The organism is Brevundimonas sp. UBA4553 (assembly GCF_002387245.1).
GTDB lineage: Bacteria > Pseudomonadota > Alphaproteobacteria > Caulobacterales > Caulobacteraceae > Brevundimonas.
The window spans coordinates 41,696-67,289 of the sequence record NZ_DGLD01000015.1 but is presented as its reverse complement, the minus strand read 5'-3'; the positions used below and the strand labels follow the sequence as shown (position 1 = coordinate 67,289).

The window sequence follows — 25,594 nt, the reverse complement described above, 5'->3', positions numbered from 1 at the left end:
GCTCCGCCCCCTCTTTTCAACTCGGCGCGCCGTCCTTGCGTGTCAGAGTGCTCAAGTCCCAGTCGGCCTCGACGAAGGGGCGATGCGTTTCAGCCATGACGGGATATCCACCAACCTCGCGCTCGTCGTCGATGATACGACCGGTCCCCGTTTGCACCTCATCCAGAACGCGCCGATCCACGGCGTCGTGCGCCCAGGGCCGGGCCCCGGCCTCGGCGAAGATCCAGGCCTCGACCTCGCTTGAAGGCCGCGCCCGGAACCCGGCGGGCCAGTGCGGCGAAGCGTTCAGCCGCCTGATTTTTGGCTCGCGGTCCGAAATGATCCCGATCTCTTGCATGGCCCGCCCGTCGGCGTGGCGGGCCGGATTGTCGAGGGCGTAGAGATCCAGATCGCCCTGACCTTCCACGATCAGGAAGGGCAGGTCAGCCCGCGTGGAGGGGCCGCCGCGCGTCACATTGCCAACGAGCGACAACTGGCCGATTTCCCAGCGCTGACCGCCCCATTCCGAGGCGTTCAGCGCATAGTGCATGCAGCGATTGCCCGGATTGTAGATCAGGTTGTTGGCACTGACCGCATGGACCCCGCCCTTGAACAACTGGTTCCGCTCGTAGTCGTGGGCGTACAGATTGCCGACGATCAGCACCTGGGTGGCGTTGTCGTGAATCAGGGTGCCCTTGGAATGCTCGCCCTTGGCGTGGCTGGCGTTCGACAGGCCCTCCGACACAATGTTGCGGCTGAAGGTGATGCGGCGCGAGGTATGCTGTCGCCACTGCTCCACAGCGTCGCCGCCTTCGAAGCGCGGGCCGGACGCCGACAGGTTCTCGTCCGTCGCCCAGCTGAAGGAGCACTGGTCCACGATCACGTCATGCGCGCCCGAGGTGGTCAGGCCGTCGACCTCCCAGCCGCTTTTCGCCGCCGCCCCGTCCGCGCCGGGCCGGATCCGGATATGGCGTACGATGACGTCATGGGTGCGCAGGCTGATCCCGCCCCGGATCACGGTGACGCCCGGCTCGGGCGCGGTCTGACCGGCGATGGTCAGGAAGGGGTTCGTCACCCGGATGTCGCGACGCTTCAGGTCGATGACCCCGCCGACCTCGAACACCACGATGCGCGGCCCCTCGGCCTCCAGCGCGGCGCGCAGCGAGCCCGCCCCCTCGCCCGCCAGGTTCGTGACGCGGATGATCCGCCCGCCGCGTCCGCCCGGCGTCGCAGCGGCCCAGCCCATGGCGCCGGGAAAGGCCAGGACCTCGCCTGCAGCCAAGGCGGGCACGGGCAGAGCCCCGACCGCAACGGCGGTCAGCATCAGGCGACGACGATCGATCATGTCAGGGCCTCCAGCGGCGGCAGGGGGCGAGCGAAGGGCTGATCAGGGGCGACGACGATCCGCCCATCGGCGTCGAAGTCCACGCGGATCAGGCCCGGCTTCTCACGGAAATGGCTCTGCTCGTCGTTGCCGAAGAAGGTGGACCACCAGCGCCCCTCACGATCCCTGAACACGTTGCCGCCCCCGGCGCAGGGCGCGGCCTCATGCTTCATCCGATAGGGGCCGAGCAGATGCTCCGACACGGCGAAGACGAAGGAATAGCGCCCCTCTACATTGCCGACCGCGCCCAGATAATAGAGGCCGTCCTTCTTGAAGAGGGTCGCCCCTTCGTAGCCCAGGATGTTCTCGCCTTTCAGGCAGCGAGCGCGGTCGCGCGCCACCAGGCACTGGGTGTCGGCGAAGGTGGTGCGTTTCCAATCCTCGGCGTAGCCCGACAGATCGTCCTTCAGCCGCACGATCTCGTCGCCCGAGCCGTAGGTCAGATAGACGGCCCCGTCATCGTCCTGGAACAGGGTGGCGTCGATGCCCCGACGCAGATGAGCCTCGGACGAGAAGGCGTATTCATACGGGCCTTCGGGCTTTCCGCTCGTGCTGCGCAGGATGCCCAAGCCAGCCCGGCTGACGCTGAAGCAGAGGAAGTAGTTGCCGGCGATATAGTGGACCTCGGGCGCCCAGATGGCGCGGAAGGGCACGCCGCGTCGCATCCGCCATGACTTGGCCCAGCCCCCCTCTCGATCCAGACTCCAGACAAGTCCCAGATACGTCCAGTCGACCAGATCGGTCGAGCGCCACAGCTCGATCCCGTCGTTGAAGGCCCAGATGTTGTCGCCGGTCGAGCCGGTCATGTAGTATGCGCCGTCGCCGCCGATGCAGATCTGGGTGTCGCGCAGATGCAGTTCCATCAGCGGATGGATCGACGGCAATAGCCCCTTGCCCACCGCCGAGCCCGTCGCCGCCTCGCCCCAGGGCAGGGTCGGATAGGTCATCGGCCGTGCGCCGCGATAGCGCACCCCGACCAGCCCCGACATCCAGCCGCCGCGAGCGTCGGCGACACTGGCGGCGACGCCCGCCCCGCTGACGCCGCGGTAGGGATAGGGATTGCTCGTCGGCGTTGAAATCACTCGCCCCGAATCGTCCGCTGACTGCGCAAAAACCGAGCGCGCCGCGAGGCCCGCGACGGCGGCGCTGGCCCATTTCAACAGCATTCTGCGACTTTGAATCACCCGTCTTCACCCCTCAAAATCCCGATTCACACATGATCATCAAGGACATGACACCGGTATCAGAAATCACTTGGCGACCTAAAAATATTATAATACTTTTCAAATGAAGCTAGGCCATCGCCTGGCGTCAGGATGATTCACGGAGCCCGTCAGAGGCGCTGGGATCAAGGAGGAGGGACCCCATGACGAAGAACTCAACGCTACAGTTGCGTGCAGCCGCATCGCCTATCGCGCTCTGTCTGGCCGCCATGCTCGCCACTTCGCCAGCCATGGCGCAGACGCAAGCGGAAGATCAAACGACCACGGTGGACGAGATCGTCGTCACCGGCCTGCGCGCCTCCTTGGCGAGCGCCCTGAACGAAAAGCGACGCGCAAACGTCATTGTCGACGTCATCAACGCCGAAGACATCGCGGACTTCCCCGACGCCAACCTGGCGGAATCCCTGCAGCGGATCCCGGGCGTTTCGATCGACCGTGAGAACGGCGAAGGCAACACCATCTCGGTGCGCGGTCTGGGCGGCGACTTCACTCGCGTGCGCCTGAACGGTCTGGAAACCCTGTCGACGTCGGGCGCCAGCAACGCTGACGGCGCTCTGCGCCGCGACCGCGGCTTCTCCTTCAACACCTTCGCCTCGGAGCTCTTCAACTCCCTGAAGGTGCAGAAGTCCGCCGACGCCATGACCGACGAAGGCTCGCTGGGCGCGACCGTCGATCTGATTTCGGGCCGTCCCTTCGACTTCGACGATCGGCGCTTCGCCCTGACGCTGCAGGACGCCTATTACGAGAACGGCGGCACGCATAACCCTCGCGTAGCCCTGCTCGGCTCCGACCGCTGGAGCAGCAAGATCGGCGAGTTCGGCCTCCTCGGCTCCCTTGCCTACAACAAGCGTGATCAGGCTATCGACAGCTACACGCGCGGCGTCGGGTCCAGCGACTACCTGTATCGCGGAGCGACCTTCAACAACGTCGGAACCAACGCAGCCGGCGACCATCAGGGCTTCGCCTTGCCGACCGGCACCAATCCGGCCACGGCCCTGCCGCGCGTGACCAACCCCGAAGCCCTGGCCTACCTGATCGGCTCGAACCCGGCGGCCTACGCCCTGCTGAACGGCGGCAACACCAAGGGCTCCCTGGTCCGTATTCCGGCCCTGTCCACCCTGAACCACCGCGAGGTCGAGCAGGAGCGACTGGGCGTCACCCTCTCGGGCCAATGGCGGCCCAGCGACCGCACGACGATCAGCTTCGACAACCTCTATTCGGAGATGACCCAGGTCTCGACCAACTACCAGATCGGCGCGGTCGGCCTGAACCGGAACAACACCAACGGCAACCGCACGCTGACGTCGCTCAGCTATCAGACCTACCCCACGACCAGCGCCGCCAATAACAGCTATCGGAATCGCCGGGGCATCTACGCCACCTGCGCCAGCCAGGACGCCAACGAGTTCCGCGACGCTATCGACTGTGGTCAGGGCATGTACGGCAACACGCCAGTCTTCACGACGGCGCCGGGCGCCAGCGTCAACAACCTGCTGGCCGGGACGGGCAGCTTCAATCCGAACAACCTCGAGGTCTACGACTACTACAATCAGCCGGGTTCGGTCGGCTACGTCGCCCACCCCAACTATCTGGCCATGCGCGGCGCCTTCATCGGCCGCCCGTCCGTGCGGGTCCTCGACGCCGCCCTCAGCGAGAATGGCGACAACGCCGCCTATCTGAAGCTGGCCAATGTCGACATGCGTTCGGCCGTCGACCAGGGCGGATACACCACCGAGTTCCGCCAGAACTCGATCAACCTTGAACACGAGTTCAACGACCGTTTCCGCATGACGGCGCTGATCGGCGACTCCAAGTCCACCAATGAGAACACCGGCCTGCTGGCCGACTTCATCCGTCTGGACTCCGGTCAGGGCGTCGCCGGCAACGACTATTTCATCTACGACGAGCGCGATGGCGGCGACATGCCGTTCATCGACTTCGGTTTCGATGTGGCCGATCCGACCAAGTGGGACTTCGTCAAGGGCTACTCGGCCCTCCGTCACTACAAGACGATCACCGAAAACGGCTATCGCACCGCCAAGGCGGACTTCGCCTGGGACTATAACGACGACATCACCTTCCGCTTCGGCGGGGGCATGCGGGAGTTCGACTTCTACTATACCCGCTACGAGCGCCTGATCGGCGACACCATGAACCCCAGCCTGCTGGAAGGCGTGCGTTCCGGCCTGGCCCCCTCGACGACGGTGGCCCAGATGGGCCAGGTGGTCAAATGGGGGCAAGGCCTGAACGTGCCTGAAGGCATGCCTTCCCAATTCTTCGTGCCGAACCTCCAAGCCTTCCAAAATCGCTTCGGATTTGACTGCGACTGCATCAACGCATGGGGGGACTGGCGCCTGTCCGACCTGCGCAACGGCGGGGTCAACACCTTCTGGGTCGATGAGAAGACCAGCAGTCTCTACACCCAGGTCGATTTCCATATCCCGCTGTTCGTCGGCGACCTGCGCGGCAACGCGGGCGTGCGCTACGCCAAGACCGAAGTCGACGCTCGCGGACGCTCGCCCAGCGGTCGCGGCGTCGAAAACACCAACGAGTACGAAGACTACCTGCCCTCGCTTAACCTGGCGTGGGAGCCGAACGACAAGCTGATCCTGCGTTTTGCGGCGGCGAAGGTCATGGCCCGTCCGCAGATGATGGCCCTGCACCCCGGCGTCACGGCCTTCAACGTGCCCGCCGGCATTGGCACGGCGCCCGCCGACTTCGATGGCAGTAACGCCGCCATCACCCTGGGCAACACTCGCCTGAAGCCGTTCCGCGCCACCAATCTGGACTTCAATGTCGAATGGTACTTCGCCCGCGACGCCCTGCTGTCGTTCGCCTACTTCTGGAAGGAAATCGAAAGCTTCCCGCAAGTCGTGCTGCGCGAAGCTCGGCTGACCGAAATCTTCGACACCGAGGCCATCGCCAATCTGCGCGCGACCTGGGATGGCCTGGTCGACGAAGCTTCCGATAGCCGCCGCGCCTATCTGGACGGCGACCGTCCGTTCCAGATCCGTCAGTATAACGACGCCCCCGGCGGCACCCTCGACGGTTTCGAGATCGCCTATCAGCAGAACTTCACCTTCCTGCCGGGCCTGCTCGAATATACGGGCGTCCAGTTGAACTACACCAAGATCAACTCCGAAATGGAGTACATCTTGGACCCGGCTCGCGGCTTGACCGGTATGGCGCCCTTCCTCGGTGCGTCGCCGGAGTCGTTCAACGCCACGGTCTTCTACGAAGATCCCAAGCTCAGCGCTCGCGTCTCGGCCGCCTATCGCGCCGCCTATCAGACCACCTACCCGCTGGCCTCGGGCGGTTGCGATCCGGGCGTCTGCGACTCGCCGCTGATCAACGACTTCATCGGCAGCGACGAGACGCTGAACGTGGATGCCTCGCTGACCTACAAGCTAACGGACCACGTCACCTTGACCGCAGAAGCGCTGAATCTGACCAACCAGACGGACAGCCGCTGGGCCTATCAGAACGATCCCGTCGTTCAGAACTACGCCAGCACGGGTCGCCAGTACTTCGTCGGAGCCCGTTTCACCTTCTGATTTCCTATCGACAGAACCTCCTCCCGGAAGAACTGTCGCACCTGAAGCGCCGTGGTGACACGGCGCTTCCTTTTACCCGTAATCCCGTTCGCGAGCGCTCAAGGAGTCGTCGTGATGATTTCCCGATCCTGGCTCATCGCCATCGCCCTCCTGACCGTTTCGCCCGCTGCAGCGCAGGCCTCCGAGTCGCCCGTCGCGTGGAACGCCGGCGTACTGACGCAGTCTGCGGACTGGTATTCCAGCTCCGACGCGCGACGCATCGCCGATACGGTTGTCTCCCATCAGTCACGGGAAGGCGGTTGGCCAAAGAATACGCCGCTGAACGAGATCGCACGAGCGGACGCCGACCCCGGCCTGGCCAATACGTTCGATAATCAGGCCACGACCCTCCCGCTGGCCTTCCTCGCCCGCGTGGCGACGGCGACGGGCGACGCCACCTACGCCGCCGCCTTCCGTCGCGGTCTGGACTACGTCCTGGAGGCGCAATATCCGAACGGCGGCTGGCCGCAATACTACCCGTTGCGCGGAGGCTATCACGACAACCTGACCTTCAATGACGACGCCATGGTTCGCGTCCTGAACCTGTTGAAAGCTGTCGCCGTCGGCCAGCAACCCTATGGCTTTGTCGACGACGCACAGCGAGCCCGCGCCACAGAGGCCGTGTCGCGCGGCGTGGACGTCATACTTCGCAGTCAAGTGCGTCAGGGTGATCGCCTGACGGTTTGGTGCGCGCAGCACGACCCCGTCGGCCTAGCCCCCGCTTGGGCCCGCAAGTTCGAGCCCCCCTCCCTGTCGGGCAGCGAAAGCGTCGGAGTGGTGCGTTTCCTGATGTCGCTCGACGAGCCGTCGCCAGAAGTCGTCGCTGCCGTTGAGGCCGCTGCCGCCTGGTTTGAAAGCTCGGCGATCAGGGACACCCGCCTGGAGACCTTTACGAATGCCGAGGGTCAGCCGGACAGGCGGCTCGCCCCCTTGCCGGGAGCCCCTCCCCTTTGGGCGCGCTTCTATGACCTGACGACCAACGCGCCCATCTACATGGGCCGGGATTCGGTCGCTCACCCCGACCTGGCCGACATCGAGCGAGAGCGCCGCATGGGATACACCTATGTGGGAGCCTGGCCGGCGTCGCTTCCGGCTGAGGTCGAGGCTTGGCGTCGACGCGTCGCTGAGTGAAGCCCTGATCCTTCACTAGCGGCGGAACCCTCGTCGTCACGGCCCCGTTTCCCTGCCCTTGCAGGAAAACATCACGCCATGTCCGACACCGTCGCCGAGCCCGCCTTTGAACCGCCGCCCGAGGCCATGGCCTTCTATGAGGAAAGCCTTCGGTTGCTGAAGGAATCGGGCGTGCCCTTCCTTCTGTCCGGCACCTACGCGGTGACCGCCTACACGGGCATCCGGCGTCCCACCAAGGATCTGGACGTCTTCTGCAAGCCTGGCGACTACCCCCGGATTCTCGCCTTCTTCCAGCAGCGCGGCTATCGCACCGATGTCGAAGACGAACGCTGGATCGCCAAGGTCTGGAAGGACGAAAAGCATTTCTTCGACGTGATCTTCGCCATGTCGAACGGCACGATCGCCGTGTCCGACAGCTGGTTCGGCGATGACCGGATCACGGTTTACGGCCACGAGGTTACGATCACTCCGCCGACCGCCCTTATCCTGTCCAAGGTCTTCATCCAGGACCGCTATCGTTATGACGGTGCCGACGTGAACCACGTCATCCTGAAACAATCCGACGCCATCGACTGGAAATCGTTGCTGGATCAAATGGACCTCTACTGGGAGGTGCTGATGGCGCACCTGCTCAACTTTCGCTTCGCCTATCCCACCGAGCGCGGTCGCGTGCCGGCCTGGTTGATGACCGAACTTCTCGAACGGCTGCAGGCCCAGGTCGATCTGCCAGCGCCGCGCGTGAAGGTCTGTCGCGGCCGTCTGTTCAGCCCGCGCGACTACATCGCCGACATCACCGAGTGGGGCTTCGGCGACGTCGTCGGCAAAGGCCTGGAGGAACGTCATGACCCCGTCGCCTGAATCCCCACCCACCGCTGACAGCCAGACCCCGCAACCGGGGATGGAGGCCGGCCCCAAAAAGAAGCTGCGCATCGCCGCCGTCGGCGACCTGCACGTCGGCGAAACATCGCACCGCGTTTATCGCGACCTGTTCGACCGCGTACATGAAGACGCCGACGTGCTCTGTCTCTGCGGCGACCTGGTCAACTTCGGCAAGGCGGCGGAGGTCGCCAACCTCCTGGAAGATCTGCACGCCTGTCGCATCCCCATGGTCGGCGTCCTCGGCAATCACGAGCATGAGTGCGGCCAGCCTGAAGAGGTGGTGCGCCTGATGTCCGAGGCTGGCGTGCGGATGCTGACGGGAGAATCCTACGAGATCGAGGGCGTCGGCTTCGCTGGCGGCAAGGGCTTTGTAGGCGGCTTCGGTCGCTACATGCTCAGCCCCTTCGGAGAGGCTTCGATCAAACGTTTCGTGCAAGAGGCGGTCGAGGACGCCAATCTGATCGAGAACTCGATACGCACCCTGCGAACGGAGCGCAGCGTGGTCCTGCTGCACTATTCACCCGTGGTCGATACGGTCGTAGGCGAACCGCCCGAGATCCACCCCTTCCTGGGATCATCTCGTCTGGGCGAGGTCGTCGACAGGTACGAGAACGTCAAGCTGGTGGTTCACGGCCACGCCCATAGAGGCGCGCCGGAAGGCCGCACAGCACGGGGCGTGCCCGTCTATAATGTCGCTCTGCCCGTCCTACGGACGCTGAGCGACACGCCTTATCGCGTATTTGAAGTCTGACCGTCAGCCTACCCCCGCGCCGCCCGTCACGCCCCAAACCTCGCCGGTGACAAAGCTCGCTTCCTGCGAGGCGAGCAGGACATAGACAGGTGCGATCTCCACCGGTTGCCCGGGACGACCAAAGGCGCTGTGGACGCCGAACTGTTCGACCTTCTCTTGCGGCTGCCCGCCGCTGGGCTGCAACACCGTCCAGAATGGGCCTGGCGCGACGGCGTTCACGCGTACGCCCTTCTCGATCATCTGCTTGGCCAAGGCCTTGGTGTAGGCGACAATTCCGGCCTTGGTCGTGGCGTAATCAAGCAGAATATCCGACGGCTCGTAGGCCTGAATGGAGGCCGTGGTGATGATCGCGGCGCCCGAGGGCAGATGAGGCGCCGCCGCCTGACACAGCCAGTGCAGCGCGTAGAGATTGGTTTTCATCGTCGCGTCGAAGTCAGCGGTCGAGACCTCCGAGACGTTTTGACGGAACTGCTGATGCCCGGCATTGACCACCAGAATGTCCAGACCGCCGAAGCTTTCGAGGACGCGGGCCACCATGGTCGCGTTCCAGTCCTCGTCGCGCACATCTCCGGGCAGGGCCAATGCTCTGACGCCCGCCTTCTTGATCAATGCGACGACCTCCTGCGCGTCCGCCTCTTCCGACGGCAGGTAGCCGATAGCGACATCCGCGCCTTCGCGAGCGTAAGCGATCGCAGTCGCCCGCCCGATGCCAGAGTCCCCGCCGGTGATCAGGGCCTTGCGTCCTTTCAGCCGGCCGTGGCCTTCATAACTATCTTCGCCATGATCGGGTCGAGGCGTCATCCGGGCAGCCAATCCCGGCTCGGCTTGCGGCTGACGGGGAAAGGGCGGACGCGGATACTGGTGGCGGGGGTCCTGCATGGCGGTGCGGTCGGACATCGTCTTCCTCATTCGGCTGGCCTGCCCTTTGAATGTCGACGCGCCACGGCCCGTTCCCACCCTCGCCTCTTGCAACGCGAGGGGACCGACCGCGTTCTTCCATCCCGACCGCGGCCGAAACGGCGTTCGTCGATAACCTTCACCAGGAGCGGCTCCACGCGCATGTCCTTGCCCGATCAAGGCCCCGCTTCTGTCCTTCGCCCGACGCCCGCTGGCCTGTGGTGTCCAGAGGGCGACTTCTACATCGATCCGCCGCGTCCCGTGGATCGGGCCGTCATCACGCATGGGCATGCCGACCACGCGCGCGCCGGCCATGGGGCAGTGCTGGCCACTCCACAAACCCTGGCCATCATGAGCGAGCGCTATGGCGCAGACTTCGCCGGCCGCACGCAAGCGCTGGAGTATGGGGAGCGGGTCAAGGTCGGCGGCGTAGAGGTTTCCCTCGCCCCCGCCGGACACGTCCTGGGCTCTGCACAGGCCACCGTGCGTCAACGCGGCCTCACGATCACCGCTTCCGGCGACTACAAGCGACGGCGCGATCCAACCTGCGCGGGCTTCGAGCCCGTGCCCAGCGACGTCTTCATCACCGAGGCGACCTTCGGCCTGCCCGTGTTCCGTCACCCCCCGGACACGCAGGAGATCGAGCGCTTGTTGCGCTCGGTCCAACAGTTTCCCGAGCGCGCGCATCTGGTCGGCGCCTATGCGCTAGGCAAGGCGCAGCGGGTGATCCGACTGCTACGCGAAGCCGGCTATGACGAGACCATCTACGTCCACGGCGCGCTGGAAAGGCTGAACCGGCTCTATGAGCACTTTGGTGTCGATCTGGGACCGTTGGCCCCGGCGACAGGCTCGAAGGCTGATTTCGCGGGACGCATCATCATCGCACCGCCGTCCGCCGTCGCCGACCGGTGGAGCCGTCGTTTTCCCGATCCTGTGACGGCCTTCGCTTCCGGCTGGATGAGCGTGCGGGCGCGTGTGCGCCAGCGAGGCGTCGAACTGCCGCTCATCCTGTCCGACCACGCCGACTGGGACGAACTGACCGCCACGCTGACCGAACTGTCGCCGCAGGAGATCTGGATCACGCACGGTCGTGACGACGCCCTGCGCCGCTGGGCGGAACTGCATGGGCTTAGCGCCCGCGCCCTTCACCTCGTCGGTTATGAAGACGAGGACGACGACTGATGCGTGCCTTCGCCGCCCTGCTGGATCGCCTCTCTTTCACAGCATCGCGCAACGCCAAACTGCGGCTGATCCGGGACTATCTGGCAGACGCCCCCGACCCTGATCGAGGCTGGGCGCTGGCCGCCCTGACAGGCGCGCTGTCCTTCACCGCCGCCAAACCCGCCATGATCCGCCAGGCGGTCGAGGGGCGGGTCGATCCCGAGTTGTTCCGCCTTTCCTACGACTACGTCGGCGATCTGGCTGAGACCGTCGCCCTGATCTGGCCAGCGCGTCACGGGGCCAACCGCGAGCCAGAACTGTCCGAGGTGATCGACGCCCTCAGCATCGCCAAACGGGGCGAAGTGCAAGGCCTGCTGGAAGGCTGGCTCGACGCGCTCGACGCCGATGGACGTTGGGCCTTGCTGAAGCTGGTGACCGGGGGCCTACGCGTCGGCGTCTCGGCGCGGCTTGCCTGGCAGGCCGCGGCCGATTTCGGCGGGGTCGAGGTCGCGGATATTCAGGAGGTCTGGCACGCGCAAAGCCCGCCCTACGCCGACCTCCTGGCCTGGCTGGACGGCAAGACCGAGCGCCCTTCGGCCATGGCGCTTGGCCGCTTTCGCCCCGTCATGTTGGCCCAGCCCATCGACGAGGCGACCGATCTGCCAAAGCTCGATCCCGAAACCTACGCTGCTGAATGGAAGTGGGACGGCATCCGCGTCCAGGCCGTCAGCGAAGGCGGCGTTAAGCGCCTTTACAGTCGCACCGGCGAAGACGTGTCAGCCGCCTTTCCCGATGTCGTCGCCGGCCTGGACTACGAAGGCGTCATCGACGGCGAGCTTCTGGTGCTACGCGAAGGCCGTGTCGCGCCTTTCGGAGACCTGCAACAGAGGCTGAACCGCAAGACGGCGGACGCCAAGCTGATGGTCAGCCATCCGGCAGGGGTTCGCGCCTACGACCTGCTCGCCGCCGATGGTGAAGACCTGCGCCCCCTCCCCTTCGCCGAGCGTCGCGCACGGCTTGAAACCTTCGTACTGGCGGTCGGGTCGGATCGCATCGATCTCTCGCCGCTGGTCCCTTTCACCAACTGGGATGATCTGGCCGCCCAGCGCGCCATGCCGCCCGACGGCGACGCGCAGTCCGCCGAAGGCCTGATGCTGAAGCGGCTCGACAGCGCCTACGAAGCGGGTCGGCCAAAGGGACCTTGGTTCAAATGGAAGCGCGATCCACATCTGATCGACGCGGTGTTGATGTACGCCCAACGCGGCCACGGCAAGCGGTCCAGCTTCTATTCCGACTATACCTTTGGCGTCTGGACCGAGGACGCGGACGGGGTCCATGTCCTGACGCCCGTAGGCAAGGCCTATTTCGGCTTCACCGACGAGGAACTGAAGCAACTCGACAAGTTCGTGCGCGACCACACGGTGGAACGGTTCGGGCCCGTCCGCTCCGTGCGGGCTGAGCGCGACTTCGGACTGGTGCTGGAGGTCGCCTTTGAGGGGCTTCAGCGCTCGAAGCGCCACAAGTCAGGCGTCGCCATGCGCTTTCCCCGCATCAGTCGCATCCGATGGGACAAGCCAGCCAGGGAAGCGGACGAGTTGGCCACGCTCGAGCGAATGCTGGATTGAGCGCACCGCCCCCCACGCTGACCGGCCCAAGTCGCGGAACTGGGCCGAACGCCGGAACGTTTCGACGCTTCATCCGCGGCTCTCGATCCACTCGATCACCTTTGTCTGACGTCAGATTGGAGAAGACTGGTTGTCCGACCCCGAAGCGCCGTCCGTGGACAATCGCCCTCTTCCCCCAGGCCTTGTCTGGTCGTCGGACGATCGGCCCGGGATCAGCCGCAGGCGTTCTGGCGCCGGCTTCAGCTATCGCGATGCGGACGGGGTTCTTGTGCGCGCGGCCGACGACATCGCTCGTATCCGTGGCCTGGTGATTCCTCCGGCATGGTCGGAGGTCTGGATATGTCCCAATGCTGCGGGTCATATCCAAGCGACCGGTCGAGACGCCAGAGGCCGCAAGCAATATCGTTATCATGCCGATTGGAATGCAGTCCGATCAGCGAACAAGTTCGACAGACTGCCCGCCTTCGCCAAGGCCCTGCCCCGTCTGCGGCGCAAGGTGGAAGCCGACCTTGCCCGTCCCGGCGCCGGTCGAGAAAAGGTGCTCGCCGCCTCGGTCCGCCTGTTGGAGTTGACCCTCATCCGCGTCGGCAACGCCCAGTACGCCCGGCAGAACCGTAGCTATGGCCTGACCACCTTGCACAAGCGTCACCTGACCGTCGATGGCGTCGCGCTTCGCTTCTCTTTTCGCGGCAAGAGCGGCGTCGATCATAAGGTCAGCATCCGCGACCGACGCCTGGCGGCCGTCGCGCGCTCCCTGCGCGACCTGCCCGGCCAGACGCTGTTCAAATATTCGGACGCCCTGGGAGATGTGCATCAGGTCACCTCGGACGACGTGAACGCCTACATCCGTGCCGTGATGGGTGACGACTTCTCCGCCAAGGATTTTCGCACCTGGGCCGGCACCGTATCGGCGGCGCGCCTTCTCAAAGGCGCCGAGCCCCCAAACTCTTCAACGGACGCCAAGCGCAAGACCACCGTCTGCCTTAGAACGGTCGCTGGCCTCCTGGGGAACACCCTCGCCGTCTGCCGCTCCTCCTATGTTCACCCCGTCGTGCTGACCCTCTTCGCGAGCGGCGAATTGGCCGACGCCCTGCCTGGCGCCGAGACCGCGGGCTTCGAGAAAGCTCTCGCGAAACTACTCGCCGCCGCCTAGCGGATTGACCAGGTGAAACAGACCAAGAACATCACTATATCCCTATTCCCGCCTCTGGATCGCCTGCTTGAACATCCGCGAACATGATCATGACCTGATCCCTCCGCGCTTCCGCGACTGGTTCGCCGAACGCGGCTGGGCGGTTCGCGCGCATCAGCGAGAGATGATCGAGAAAGCCAAGGCTGGGGTTGATGTTCTCCTCGTTGCTCCGACCGGTGGCGGCAAGACGCTGGCGGGCTTTCTGCCCAGTCTGATCGACCTCGCGGAGCGCGGCCCTCGCAATGGCCCGAAGGCGTTGCACACCCTCTATATTTCGCCCTTGAAGGCCCTGGCTGTGGACGTCGAGCGAAATCTTCTGACCCCGGTGCGCGAGATGGGCCTGCCCATCGTTGTCGAGTCCCGAACCGGCGACACAGGCCAGGCCCGTCGGCAGCGCCAGAAGAACCTTCCGCCCGACATTCTGCTGACCACCCCCGAACAACTCGCCCTCTTCTGTGCCTGGGAGGGCGCTCGCGATTACTTCGAAAACCTGCGCTGCGTGGTCATAGACGAGATCCACGCCATCCACGGCTCGAAGCGAGGCGACCTCCTGTCCCTGGGTCTGGCGCGTCTTCGAAGCTTCTCTCCCAATCTTCGCTGCGTCGGCCTATCGGCCACAGTGGACGACCCGGCGCGGGTGCGGCGATGGCTTTCGGATCGTGGGAACGACATCGTTCTGGGCAGGGCCGGCGCGCCTCCGCAGTTGGAAGTGCTGCTCTCCGAAAACCGCGTCCCGTGGGCCGGTCACACGGCCCAGCATGCGATGGCCGAGGTCTATGAGACCATCAAGACGGCCCGAACGGCGCTGGTCTTCGTCAACACCCGCTGGCAGGCGGAGTTCGCCTTTCAGGAACTCTGGCGGCTGAATGACGACAACCTGCCGATCGCTCTGCACCATGGCAGCCTGTCGGCCGAGCAACGGCGCCGGGTCGAGGCCATGATGGGTCGGGGCGAACTGCGGGCCGTCGTCTGCACCTCGACGCTGGATCTTGGCATCGACTGGGGGGCCGTGGATCTTGTCATCCAGTTGGCCGCGCCCAAAGGTTCGTCAAGGTTGGTTCAGCGTATAGGCCGCGCCAACCACAGGCTCGACGAGTCGTCCCGCGCCGTCCTGGTGCCCGCCAGCCGGTTCGAGATGCTGGAATGTCAGGCCGCCGTGGAAGCCGTGGCCGAGAACGCCCTGGACGGCGATCCGCCGCGCACGGGAGCTCGCGACGTCCTGGCCCAGCATGTCATGGGTTGCGGCTGTTCCGAACCCTTCGATCTGGAGGCGCTATACGCCGAAATCACGCGCGCCGCGCCCTACGCCGACCTCTCGTGGGAAGCCTGGGAACAGGTAGTCGATTTTGTCTCGACCGGCGGCTACGCCCTGAAGACCTACGACCGATTTCGTCGGTTGATCTGGGGTCAGGACGGCCTGTGGAGGGTCCGCAATGAGGAGACGGCGCGACGACATCGCATGAACGTCGGCGTGATCGTCACCGCCCAGACCCTGAATATTCGCCTGCCCGGCCGCCGTGGCTCGGGCCGCATGCTCGGCCAGGCCGAGGAATGGTATTTCGAGCAACTGTCACCCGGCGACAGCTTCCTCTTCGCGGGCCAGGTCTGGCGCTTTGAAGCCGTCGAAGGGACCGATGCGATCGTCACCCGCTCGAACGACACCGAGCCGAAGGTCCCCAGTTGGGGCGGTTCGAAGTTTCCCCTCTCCACCTATCTGGCGAAGCGGGTGCGGCGAATGATGAGCGATGAGGCCGCCTGGTCACGCCTGCCGCGAGATGTGTGCGAGTGGCTCTTCGCCCAGAAGGATCATTCCAGCCTGCCGGGTGAAGACGACCTGCTGATAGAAACCTTCACCCGAGGCAAGCGGCATTTCCTGGTCTGCTATCCCTTCGAGGGCCGACTGGCGCATACGACGCTGGCCATGCTGGTCACGCGCCGTCTCGACCGCGCCGGGGTGGGACCGATCGGTTATCTGGCGAATGACTACGCCCTCTGCGTCTGGGCCATGCGACCGATGGACGGCCTCGATTTCGACGCCCTGTTCCAGCAGGACATGCTGGGGGACGACCTGGAAGCCTGGCTGGACGAAAGCTTCATGATGAAACGCGCTTTCAAGGAATGCGCCCTGATCGCCGGCCTCATCGAGCGGCGTATGCCCGGCCATGAAAAGAACAGCCGCCAGGTCACCTTCTCGGCCGACCTGATCTACGACACCCTGCGTCGGCATGATCCCGGCCATCTCCTCCTGTCCTGCGCGCGTGAGGACGCGGCGCGGGGCCTGCTCGACGTGGCGCGTCTGGGTGAGTTGCTCGCACGCATATCCGGCCGCATCCGTGTTGAGCGACTGGCGCGCCTGTCCCCGTTCGCCGTGCCGCTGCTGATGGAGATCGGCAAGGAAAGGGCGCCGGGTACTTCAGCCGCCGACATGATGCTGGAGGACGCCGCCCTGATTGATGAGGCCATGTCTTGACCGCTCTCGCGATCGGCGCTGCGACCAATGAAGGGGCACTGACAATCCGCTTCGCCAACGTCGAAGTCATGCTTCGAGCGTCCGGCGCCTTGTGGCTGGCGCAGGAGCAGATGCTGGTGGTCGCTGACCTTCACCTGGAGAAGGGCTCCGCCTATGCAGCCCGTGGTCAGTTGCTGCCGCCGTATGACACGCGCGAGACCCTGGATCGACTGGAGCGCGAGATCGTCGCTCTGGCGCCCCGCTCGGTCGTCCTGCTCGGCGACACCCTCCATGACGGCGATGCCGGCGTCCGCATCGGCGAAGTGGAACGCGCGCGCATCGCCGATCTGGCGACGCGCACGCAGTTGATATGGGTCTGCGGCAACCACGATCCCGACGGTGCAGGTGATCTTGGCGGCGAAACCGCAGTCTTGGTCCAGATCGCCGGATTGACCCTGCGGCACGACCCTTCGCCCTATCCTGTCGTCGGCGAAGTCGCCGGACACCTGCATCCTTGCGCGCGTCTTCAAGGTTCGGCTGGGGGTGTTCGTCGGCGCTGCTTCGCCTCGGACGGCCGACGCCTCATTCTGCCTGCTTTCGGCGCCTACGCGGGCGGGCTCAATGTGCGAGACGCGGCGTTCGCCGATCTGTTCAATAGGCCGCCGATCAGCTTCGCCCTGGGCCGATCCGTCGTCCCGATCGCCTACGAACGCCTGCGTCCGGACCGTCCGCTCCGCTGATGCTCCGCGTCTCCGCCGTCAACCGTCACCCCCTCAGGGTCGCGCCCCCGTCCACATAGAGGTCGGTCATGGTGATGTGGGCGGCGCGGTCGGACAGCAGGAAGACCACCGCCTCGGCGATGTCATCGGGCGTCGCCAGCTTTTGCAGCGGAATGCCCGCCTTGAAGGTCTCCGACGAGCCGGCGATGACGCGGGCGGCGCCGTCTTCGTCAGCCCACATGCCGGTCTGCATCGGCGTCAGGGTCGAGCCGGGGGCGACGATGTTGCAGCGGACGCCCTTGGGTCCCAGCTCAATCCCCAGACAGCGGGTGAACATGGTCGCCGCCGCCTTGGACGCCGCATAGGCCGCCATCGCATGACGCGGCACGCCTGCCGCGTTCGAGCTGACGGTGACGAAGGCGCCCTTGCCTCTTTCGCCCATCCGGCGCGACGCCGCGCGGCCCAGATGGAAGACTCCATCCGCGTTGACTGCGAAGACGCGGCGCCATTCGGCGTCAGAGGTCTGATCCACCGTCACATTGGACAGGACGCCCGCCACGCTGGCCACGAAGTCGATCGGACCGTCTTCGGCCTCGATACGCTCGAACAGGGCCTCCACCGTCGCGCCGTCGGACACGTCCAGCGGCTCGACCCGCACGCCGTTCAGAAGCGCCAGTCCCGACAGGTCGGCGGACGGCAAGTCGGTGGCGACCACGCGCGCGCCCTCCTCGACCAGCAGGCGCACCACGGCGGCGCCGATGCCGCCGCCCGCCCCCGTGACTAGGGCCAGACGGCCGGACAGTCCGCTGTCTCTCATCGTGCGATCTCCTCGAAGGCGCTCATGCGGGCGTCCAGGGCGGGGGCGATCAGGGCCGTCGCCCCCGGGCTGGTCAGTTGCGGGTGCAGGAAGGGAACCTCGACCACGTCCAGATCGGCGGCGTAGGGCCGCCAAAGGCCGGGGGTCAGGTCGCGCTCCTTGTGATCCAGCGCCGCTCGGACGTGGGTGGTGCGGCCGCCGAACGCCTTGTGACGATGCTCCCGCACCAGGCGGTTCGTGTCGAGCACCACGCGTATCACGCCGTCCAGCGCCGCCTCAGGCAGGCCGCCCAGAGCGCTATCGCCCGCCTTCAGGAAGGCGAGGATGGCCGCGCGGCTACGCAGTTCGGGATAGTGCGTCGGGTCGTAGCCCGCGATGGCCAGAAGGGCGCGCATGGCGTCGACGGGGTCCGGTTCCGGCTCGGCGCGCCAGCACTCGGCCGGATAGGAATCCAGCATGGCCATCAGCCCGACCTTCACCCCGCGCCGCTCCAGTTCGACCGCCGCCGCCTGGGCGATGATGCCGCCGACGGACCAGCCTGCGATGTGGACAGGGCCACGCGCGCCCAAGGCCAGAATGTGATCGACATAGACCGACGCCAGCGTGTCGATCCCGCCCGGCAGGGCGTTCTGCGGGTCCAGCGCAGGCGACTGCACGCCCCACACCGTACGGCGCGGCGACAGGGCGCGCGCCAGGGTGCGATAACCCCACGACAGCCCCCCCGCCGGGTGGATCAGGAACAGTGGCGGCAGGGCCGGATCGCCCTCGGCCAGACGGATCAGCACGCCCAGCCCGTTGTCGAAGTCCAGCGCCTCGGCGTCGATCAGGCCGGCCAGTTCCGCCACGCGCGGCCGGTCGAACAGGGCGCCCAGCCCCGGATCGCGCCCCAGCCGCTCGCGGATCAGCATCATCAAATGCACAGCCAACAGGGAGTCGCCGCCCAGAGTGAAGAAGTCATCGTCGGCGCCCGCCGGTTCGGCCCGGCCCAGCGTCTCGGCGAACAGTTCGGCGATGATGTTCTCGGTTGGCGTCTCGGCCGCCCGGCCCGCAGCGGCCTCGAACACAGGAGCGGGCAGCGCCTTACGGTCCAGCTTGCCATTGGAGGTCGTCGGCAGGGCGTCCAGCACCACGATGGCGGCGGGGACCATGTAATCGGGCAGACGCGCGGCCAGCCTGGCCTTCAGGGCGGCGGGATCATAGACATCGGCCGGGACCAGATAGGCGACCAGGCGGCGCTCGCCGGGGCGGTCCTCACGGGCCTGCACCACCGTCTCGCGCGCCAGGCCGCTGGCGATGACGGCGGCTTCGATCTCGCCCAGTTCGATGCGCAGGCCGCGAATCTTCACCTGATGGTCGCTGCGGCCCAGATAGACGACGGCTCCGTCGGCCCGTCTGCGCGCCACGTCGCCGGTGCGATACAGGCGCTGGCCCGGATGGTGCGGGTCGGGAATGAAGCGGTCCTCGGTCAGGTCGGGTCGGTTCAGATAGCCGCGCGCCAGTTGCACGCCGCCCAGATGCAGATGGCCGCCCATGCCGGGCGCCACGGGACGCAGCCGCTCGTCCAGAATGACCAGCCGCGTGTTCCACACCGGCCACCCGATCGGCATGGGGCGGGACGTATCGCCCGGCCCGGCGGCCCAATAACTGACGTCCACCGCCGCTTCGGTCGGGCCGTAGAGGTTGTGCAGTTCGGCCATCACCGTCTGATGGAAACGGTCGCGCAGTTCGGCGGGAAGCTCCTCGCCGCTGCAGAAGACGTGGGCGACCGCGATCCCATTCGCCGTCGGCTCTGCGAGGAAGGCCGACAGCATGGAGGGGACGAAGTGCAGGTCGGTAATCGCATGGCGGCGGATCAGTCCGGCGATGGCCGCCGGATCGCGGTGCGCGCCGGGCGGGGCCACGACCAGTTCGCCGCCCGAGATCAGGGCCAGGAAGAACTCCCACACCGAGACGTCAAAGGTGGCGGGCGTCTTCTGCAGGATGCGGGTTTGGGCGCCGATGCCGTATTCAGCCTGCATCCACAGCAGGCGATTGACGATGGCGCGGTGCTCGACCAGCACCCCCTTGGGATCGCCGGTCGAACCCGAGGTGTAGATGACATAGGCGGCGTCCTCGCCCGCCTGCTCCACAACTGGCGCAGCCCCGTCCAGCGGCCAGTTGGCGGGCTCCAGCAGAGCCTCGCCGAACGCGCCACCGATGTCTTCATGGGCCAGCACGGCAGCGGGACCGGCGGCGCGGACGATGGCGACGATGCGCTCGGCCGGATGCTCCAGATCCAGCGGCAGATAGGCCCCACCAGCGCGCAGGGTCGCGACCAGGGCGATCACCAGCTCCAGCGAACGCGGCAAGGCCACGGCGATGAGGCTCTCGCGCCCCACGCCGCGCGCCGCCAGCGCCGAGGCCAAGGCCGCCGTGCGGCGGTCCAGTTCGGCGTAGGTCAGACTCTGATCGCCAAAGGTCAGCGCCGGGGCGTCCGGCGACGCCTTCATCGCCGCCTCCAGCAAGGCGGTCAGCGTCGTGTCAGGCACCGGATGAGCGGTGACGTTGAAGGCTTCCAGTTCACGCTCGGCCTCTTCAGGCGTGGCGATGGGAATTTCGGCCAAGGTTTCGGCATCGAGCGCATTCGTCAGGAAGACGGCCAGACGCTCGGCGTGGGCGGCAGCCTCCTCCAGCGTGTAGAGGTCGGGGTTGGCGTCGACTTCCAGCGTCAAGGACGGATTGGCGTCGCCTCGGAAGGTGAAGCTGATGTCATCGACCGGGCCAGTGCCCAACACCTTCAGCGTCGTATCCAGTCCCACAAAGCGCGGCGGCAGGTCGAACGGCAGGACGTTGACGAGCGGCCCATACAGACGCCGCGCCCCGCCGATCAGGCCCAGGTCGCGCCGCAGCTGCTCGCTGCGGTAACGGCCGTGTCGGCGTGTCTTGATCAGGGCCTTGGAGGCCAGGACCAGTTGTTCATCCAGCGGCGCGTCTTCGTCCAGTGTGAGGCGCAGCGGCGGGACGTTCATGATCATCGCGGGCGTTCGCGCCGAGGCGCTGCCCATGCGGCCCATCCACGGCACGCCGATCACCGCGTCTTCCGCGGCTGAGAAACGACGGACATAGGCGGCGCCGATGGCGGTCAGGACGTCAGGCCAGGACAGGCGCCCAGCATCGGCACGAGCGCGCAGGCGAGCCGTGACCTGCGGCGGCAGGGCCCGTTCGATGCGGTGAAATCGGTGGGCGGTCGTCGCCTTGCCGGGTGCCAGAGAGGCGACCTCGGGCGCGTCGCCCATGACCTCGCGCCAGTAGGCGGCGTCGGCCGTGCGCTTTTCGGAGACGCGATAGGCGGCGTCCTCGCCCCACACCTTGGCGATCGGATTGAAGACCGGCCCGGGCGTCAGGCCGCCGCGCGCGGCGTTGTATAGCTCGGCCACTCGGTTGGTCAGCAGGGCCATGCCGAAACCATCGGTGGCCAGATGGTGGACGCGCAGGCTCCACAGGAAATGCTGCGGCCCCATCTGAAACAGGATGTTTGCAGCCAGCGGATCGCGGGTCGGGTCCAGCGGCGTCTCATGATCGCGACGCATGGCGGCCATGGCCTCGGCGACGGGATCGGCGGCAGTGGACACATCGATGATCTCGAGGAACGGGCGGTGCGCGGCGTCCAGCGTCTGCACCACCGCCCCGTTCCGCTCAACAAACCGCAGCGACAGGGCCTCCGCCTCGACCGCGACCTGATCGACGGCGGCACGGAAAGCTTCGATATCCAGATCGCCCCGGACGTCGACATAGTGGGCCGTATTGAAGATCGGATTGGTCGGGTCCAGTCTCTGGGCAAACCACAGGCCAGATTGAGCCTCGGTCAATGGCGCTTCCGTCGCCGTCTCAACACCCACCACGGCGCGTCCGTCGTCCACGCCTCAGGACTCGACGCCGAGCGCGGCGCGCTTCTGGCGGATGATGGTCCACCACTCGGCCAGCGTGACGTGTTCGGCCAGCTCGCTGAACTCCAGCGGCACGGTCTCGCTCCACTGCAGGCTGAGGTTGAGCACGCGCAATGAATCCACGCCTAGGTCCATCAGGTTGTCATCGTCCAGAATGGAGTCCGGCGTTTCATGCAGCACGGCGGCGATGTCGGCGCGCATCCGTTCGAGGGTCAGCTCCTGCGGGGTCAGCTTGGTCATATCAGTCGTTCCAGAGCGCGCGCTGTTGAAAGGGCCACGGCGCAGGTGTCGGCGGCCCAGGCCACCGCGCCCATGTGTTTTTCGCGGGAGAAGTCACCCAGGGCGTCGGCGACGAAGAAGGGTTCGATGTCGCGCTGAAACGCCTCGGCCGCCGTAAGCTGGCAGCCGATGTGGGCGTAGACACCGCAGACGATCAACTGGTCCCGCCCCCGCACGCCCATCAGCGTCTCGAGGTTGCTGCGCTGGAAGGCGCTGTAGCGGTGCTTGACCAGAGGGAAGTCGCCCAGCGCCGGGGCCAGTTCGGGCAGGATATCTTCATGCGCAGGCGTGCGGCTCATGCCCGGCCCCCAGAGGTCGGCCTGCAGGCCCCGGTCCCGGCGGTCCTGATCGCCATGCTGGGCGGTGTAGAAGACGGGCACGCCCGCCGTCCGCGCCGCCGCGATCAGCCGGGCGATGTTGGCGATCAGCCCCGGCAGCGGCTCGGCGCCCGGCGCATAGGGGCGCATGAAATAGCGCTGCATGTCGTGGACCAGCAGGGCCGCGCGATCAGGCTGCAACGTCCACTGGGCGCGCGAGGGGGGAATCTCCGCCTCGGTCGGCAGGGTGTAGGCCGGAACGGTCGGCAGACCTTTGGGCGCGGTCATGCATGGTCCTCCTCTGGCACGATGCGCTGGCGTAGGGCCGCGCGCAGTTCCCGACGGCTGACCTTGCCCACGGCGGTCACGGCGAAGTCCTCCACGAAGACGATCTGGTCCGGCACCTTGAAGGCGGCGATGTCACGCTGGCGCATCCAGGCTTTCAGTTCGACGCCACGGGGCGCGTCGCCCCTGGGAATAACGAAGGCGCAGATGCGTTCGCCTAGATATTCGTCCGGCACCGACACTACGGCGGCGTCGAACACAGCCGGATGGGCCAGCAGGTGATCCTCGACCTCCTCGGCCGAAATCTTCTCGCCCGCGCGGTTGATGTGGTCCGTGGCGCGTCCCATGACGACCAGATAGCCCTCCGGCGTTCGGCGCACGACGTCGCCTGTGCGGTAGAAGCCGTCGTCGGTGAAGGACCGTGCATTGGCGCCCGGCTCGTTGTGGTAGGCGCGGATCGTGTAAGGCCCGCGCGTCAGCAGATCGCCAGCCTCTCCCTCCAAGACCGGCGCGCCTGCGTCATCCAGGATCAGGATTTCGTCGTCTGGACTGATGGGCCTTCCCTGGGTCTCGACGATCAGACTCTCATCGTCGTCGAGGCGGGTGTAGTTGACCAGGCCCTCGGCCATGCCGAACACCTGCTGCAGGGTGCAGCCCAGTTCCGTCCGGACGCGCCGCGCGGCCTCGGGCAGGAACTTGGCCCCTCCGACCAGAAGCACCTGAAGGCTGGACAGGTCGTGGGCTTTCCTCGACGCCGCCTGCATCCACAACAGGGCCAGCGGCGGCACCAATCCAGTGATCGTCACCCCCTCGCGCTCAATCAAGGGAAAGCAGGCGTCCGGCGAGGGCGAGGGCACCATCACGACCGTCGCGCCGACATAAAGGGCGCCCAGATAGCCTGGCGAACTCATGGGGAAATTATGCGCCGCTGGCAGGGCCGTCAGATAGACGCTCTCCGGCTCCAGTCCCGAGATGTCGGCGCTTTCACGCACGCTGTAGAGGTAGTCGTCGTGGGTGCGCGGGATCAGCTTGGACAGGCCGGTCGAGCCCCCCGAAATCTGAAGGAAGGCCACGCTCGATGGGTCAGCATCGGTCACTGGCAGGATCGCCGGATCGGCGAGAAAGTCGTCGAAGGCAGCGAACTCCTCGGCCTCACCGACCACGACCACATGGCGCAGGTCGGGAATCTCACCTTGAACGGCGCGGGCCAGGATGCGGTAGTCGAAGCCCTCGTGCCGGTCGGCCACGACATAGGCCGAGGCTTCGGCCCGCGCCACGAAGTGGACGATTTCGGTCGAGCGGTGCGCAGGCAGCGCATAGACAGGGATCAGTTGAGCCCGGAACAGGCCAAAGATCACGCTGAGGAACTCGGGCAAATTGGGAAGTTGCACCACCACCCGATCGCCCGGCTTCAATCCCAGAGCCAGAAATCCGGCGGCGGCCGCCTCAGCCTTTTCCAGAAGGTCGCCATAGGTCCAGCGCTGATCCATGCCGACCACAGCCACGGCGTCAGGCTGAGCTTCGGCGCGACTGCGCAGCACTTGAGAAAAGGTCTCACCGCGCCAGTAGCCCTTGGCTCGATAAAGCGCCGCCATGTCGTCCGGCCAGACCTGTTTCAAGGGAATCATACGCTCGCCTCGTCCACGCCCAAGGCGCGCATAACGGCCTGGAATTTACCGGATGTCTCGTCCGCCTCGGCCTCTGGGTCCGAACCGTCGACGATACCCGCGCCGGCATAGAGGCGCGCCTCTGAGCCGCAGATCTCGGCGCAGCGCAGCGTCACGTACCAGGCGCCGTCGCCCGCCGCATTGGTCCATCCCAGCGCCCCGGCATAGAAGCCGCGATCATAGGCTTCCAGGTCGCGGATAACTCCGGCCGCCAGGTCGCGGGGCGCGCCGCAGACAGCGGGCGTCGGGTGCAGCAAGGCCGCCAGTTCCGCCGCCGACACTTCGTCGGGGCGACGCACGCGTCCCTCGATGCGGGTGCCGAGGTGCCACATGGTTCGTGTCGAGACCAGCGCCGGTCCCGGCGGCGCGCGCAGATCGCTGCACCACGGCGCCAGCAGATCCATGATGGCTTCGACCACAAGGGCGTGCTCGCGACGATCCTTGTCAGAGGCGAGCAAGCTTTGAGCCGCCGCCTCGTCCTGGTACAGGTCCGGGCTACGTCTCGCCGATCCAGCCAGCGGATGCGACAGGATGGCCGGGCCGCGCTTCGAGATCAGCAGTTCCGGAGATGCTCCCACCAGGCGACGCATATCCCCGCCCTGCCCGAAGCCCAGCGGAACGAGAAAGCGCGCCGCCGATGGATCGACCTTCAAATCGCGCCACAGGGCGAAGGCGTCAAAAGGACGATCAGCCTCCAGCCGCAGGCTACGCGACAGCACGACCTTGTCGATCGGCCGGGCGTCGTCGCGAGACGCGCAGATGGAGGCCAAAGCCTTGGCGACAGCCTGCTGATAAGCCTCGCGCGAAGGCTCGCTCGTCAAGCGTATGCCGCCCGGAGACAGTGGCGCTTGGGTGGGCGCGCTCCAGGCGCGGTTGGCCGCGCGCTCAGGCAGGAAAAGACAGTCGCCCTGGTCGCGATCAAAGGGAATGGCGCCGACCAGAAGGCGCGGAGAAGCCTCGCTGCGGTCCGCCGACGGGTAGTCAGAGAAGAAGCGCTTCACCCGCTCGCCAAGACTTGCCGCCGGTCCTGACGGCAGACGACGCTGCACCCCCGTCGTGAACAGCCTCATCTCGGGCGTGGCCAATCCAAAGGCCCAGTCCATGGCCGCCTCCTGGCGCGCATCGGGCGTCGCGGCGTCCTTTCCGATCTGAACCGCCAGATCAGGAGCGCTCCAGAAGTTCGTCGCCATCGACTCCATTGCTCACCTTGCCGTCAACTTACGCTGTTGCGTATCACTCTCAATATCTGAGGCTATAGACGACCAACCTTCGCCGCGCCTTGCGGTGAGATTAATTCACCATCAGGCTGACCAGCGCGCC

The 25,594-nt window shown here is 66.1% G+C and carries 18 protein-coding genes; 9 read left to right on the top strand and 9 right to left on the bottom strand.

Translation table 11 applies throughout. The features are described 5' to 3' along the window. Positions 1-16: 16 nt before the first annotated feature. Together B4A39_RS10690 and B4A39_RS10685 are read right to left on the bottom strand one after the other, a co-directional pair. The gene (locus tag B4A39_RS10690; protein WP_292036444.1) at positions 17-1,324 is read right to left on the bottom strand and encodes a pectate lyase family protein; all 1,308 of its coding nucleotides are present in this window, start codon (positions 1,322-1,324) and stop codon (positions 17-19) included. Next, complete coding sequence (locus B4A39_RS10685; RefSeq protein WP_292036443.1) at positions 1,321-2,529, bottom strand: family 43 glycosylhydrolase; 1,209 nt, start codon at positions 2,527-2,529, stop codon at positions 1,321-1,323. The genes B4A39_RS10690 and B4A39_RS10685 overlap by 4 nt, the downstream gene beginning before the upstream one ends. Before the next feature lie 200 nt (positions 2,530-2,729). On the opposite strand from B4A39_RS10685, the gene B4A39_RS10680 reads away from it, so the two are divergent. From B4A39_RS10680 to B4A39_RS10665, 4 genes are all read left to right on the top strand, one after another. Further along, positions 2,730-6,140 (top strand): TonB-dependent receptor domain-containing protein, encoded by a 3,411-nt coding sequence (locus B4A39_RS10680; protein WP_292036442.1) that lies wholly within the window; start codon positions 2,730-2,732, stop codon positions 6,138-6,140. A 114-nt stretch (positions 6,141-6,254) separates the two neighbouring features. Next, positions 6,255-7,310: a pectate lyase gene (gene pelA / locus B4A39_RS10675; protein ID WP_292036440.1), complete on the top strand. Its 1,056-nt coding sequence runs from the start codon at positions 6,255-6,257 to the stop codon at positions 7,308-7,310. Positions 7,311-7,388: 78 nt separating this feature from the next. Then, positions 7,389-8,168: a hypothetical protein gene (locus B4A39_RS10670; protein ID WP_292036439.1), complete on the top strand. Its 780-nt coding sequence runs from the start codon at positions 7,389-7,391 to the stop codon at positions 8,166-8,168. Further along, positions 8,152-8,940 (top strand): metallophosphoesterase family protein, encoded by a 789-nt coding sequence (locus tag B4A39_RS10665; protein ID WP_292036437.1) that lies wholly within the window; start codon positions 8,152-8,154, stop codon positions 8,938-8,940. The genes B4A39_RS10670 and B4A39_RS10665 overlap by 17 nt, the downstream gene beginning before the upstream one ends. 3 nt (positions 8,941-8,943) lie before the next feature. Here the strand turns inward: B4A39_RS10665 and B4A39_RS10660 are convergent, their stop codons facing one another. Beyond that, on the bottom strand, positions 8,944-9,837 hold the full coding sequence (locus tag B4A39_RS10660; protein ID WP_292036435.1) for an SDR family oxidoreductase: 894 nt from the start codon (positions 9,835-9,837) through the stop codon (positions 8,944-8,946). A 162-nt stretch (positions 9,838-9,999) separates the two neighbouring features. Here B4A39_RS10660 and B4A39_RS10655 point away from each other — a divergent pair, with 162 nt between their 5' ends. The 5 genes from B4A39_RS10655 (at position 10,000) to pdeM (ending at position 17,004) form a co-directional block, all read left to right on the top strand. Then, the gene (locus B4A39_RS10655) at positions 10,000-11,019 is read left to right on the top strand and encodes a ligase-associated DNA damage response exonuclease (RefSeq protein WP_292036433.1); all 1,020 of its coding nucleotides are present in this window, start codon (positions 10,000-10,002) and stop codon (positions 11,017-11,019) included. Continuing rightward, on the top strand, positions 11,019-12,623 hold the full coding sequence (locus B4A39_RS10650; RefSeq protein ID WP_292036431.1) for a cisplatin damage response ATP-dependent DNA ligase: 1,605 nt from the start codon (positions 11,019-11,021) through the stop codon (positions 12,621-12,623). Before B4A39_RS10655 ends, B4A39_RS10650 begins: the two co-directional genes overlap by 1 nt. Before the next feature lie 130 nt (positions 12,624-12,753). Then, positions 12,754-13,776 carry a DNA topoisomerase IB gene (locus B4A39_RS10645; RefSeq protein WP_292036429.1) on the top strand — a complete coding sequence of 341 codons (1,023 nt, stop codon included), beginning with the start codon at positions 12,754-12,756 and terminating at the stop codon, positions 13,774-13,776. 67 nt (positions 13,777-13,843) lie between these two features. Next, entirely contained in the window at positions 13,844-16,285 is a 2,442-nt protein-coding gene (locus B4A39_RS10640; protein ID WP_292036428.1) for a ligase-associated DNA damage response DEXH box helicase, read from the top strand. Beyond that, positions 16,282-17,004: a ligase-associated DNA damage response endonuclease PdeM gene (gene pdeM / locus B4A39_RS10635; protein ID WP_292036427.1), complete on the top strand. Its 723-nt coding sequence runs from the start codon at positions 16,282-16,284 to the stop codon at positions 17,002-17,004. The genes B4A39_RS10640 and pdeM overlap by 4 nt, the downstream gene beginning before the upstream one ends. 25 nt (positions 17,005-17,029) lie before the next feature. On the opposite strand, the gene B4A39_RS10630 is transcribed toward pdeM, so the two are convergent. Genes B4A39_RS10630 through B4A39_RS10605 form a run of 6 tightly spaced genes read right to left on the bottom strand, consistent with a single transcriptional unit; the run spans position 17,030 to position 25,464 of the window. Further along, on the bottom strand, positions 17,030-17,800 hold the full coding sequence (locus B4A39_RS10630; RefSeq protein ID WP_292036426.1) for a 2,3-dihydro-2,3-dihydroxybenzoate dehydrogenase: 771 nt from the start codon (positions 17,798-17,800) through the stop codon (positions 17,030-17,032). Next, positions 17,797-21,699: an amino acid adenylation domain-containing protein gene (locus B4A39_RS10625; RefSeq protein WP_292036424.1), complete on the bottom strand. Its 3,903-nt coding sequence runs from the start codon at positions 21,697-21,699 to the stop codon at positions 17,797-17,799. The genes B4A39_RS10630 and B4A39_RS10625 overlap by 4 nt, the downstream gene beginning before the upstream one ends. A 3-nt stretch (positions 21,700-21,702) precedes the next feature. Continuing rightward, positions 21,703-21,966 (bottom strand): phosphopantetheine-binding protein, encoded by a 264-nt coding sequence (locus B4A39_RS10620; protein WP_292036422.1) that lies wholly within the window; start codon positions 21,964-21,966, stop codon positions 21,703-21,705. After that, positions 21,963-22,610: an isochorismatase family protein gene (locus B4A39_RS10615; protein ID WP_292036420.1), complete on the bottom strand. Its 648-nt coding sequence runs from the start codon at positions 22,608-22,610 to the stop codon at positions 21,963-21,965. The genes B4A39_RS10620 and B4A39_RS10615 overlap by 4 nt, the downstream gene beginning before the upstream one ends. After that, the gene (locus B4A39_RS10610; protein WP_292036418.1) at positions 22,607-24,235 is read right to left on the bottom strand and encodes a (2,3-dihydroxybenzoyl)adenylate synthase; all 1,629 of its coding nucleotides are present in this window, start codon (positions 24,233-24,235) and stop codon (positions 22,607-22,609) included. Before B4A39_RS10610 ends, B4A39_RS10615 begins: the two co-directional genes overlap by 4 nt. Next, positions 24,232-25,464 (bottom strand): isochorismate synthase, encoded by a 1,233-nt coding sequence (locus B4A39_RS10605; RefSeq protein ID WP_292036415.1) that lies wholly within the window; start codon positions 25,462-25,464, stop codon positions 24,232-24,234. Before B4A39_RS10605 ends, B4A39_RS10610 begins: the two co-directional genes overlap by 4 nt. Between the last annotated feature and the right edge of the window lie 130 nt (positions 25,465-25,594).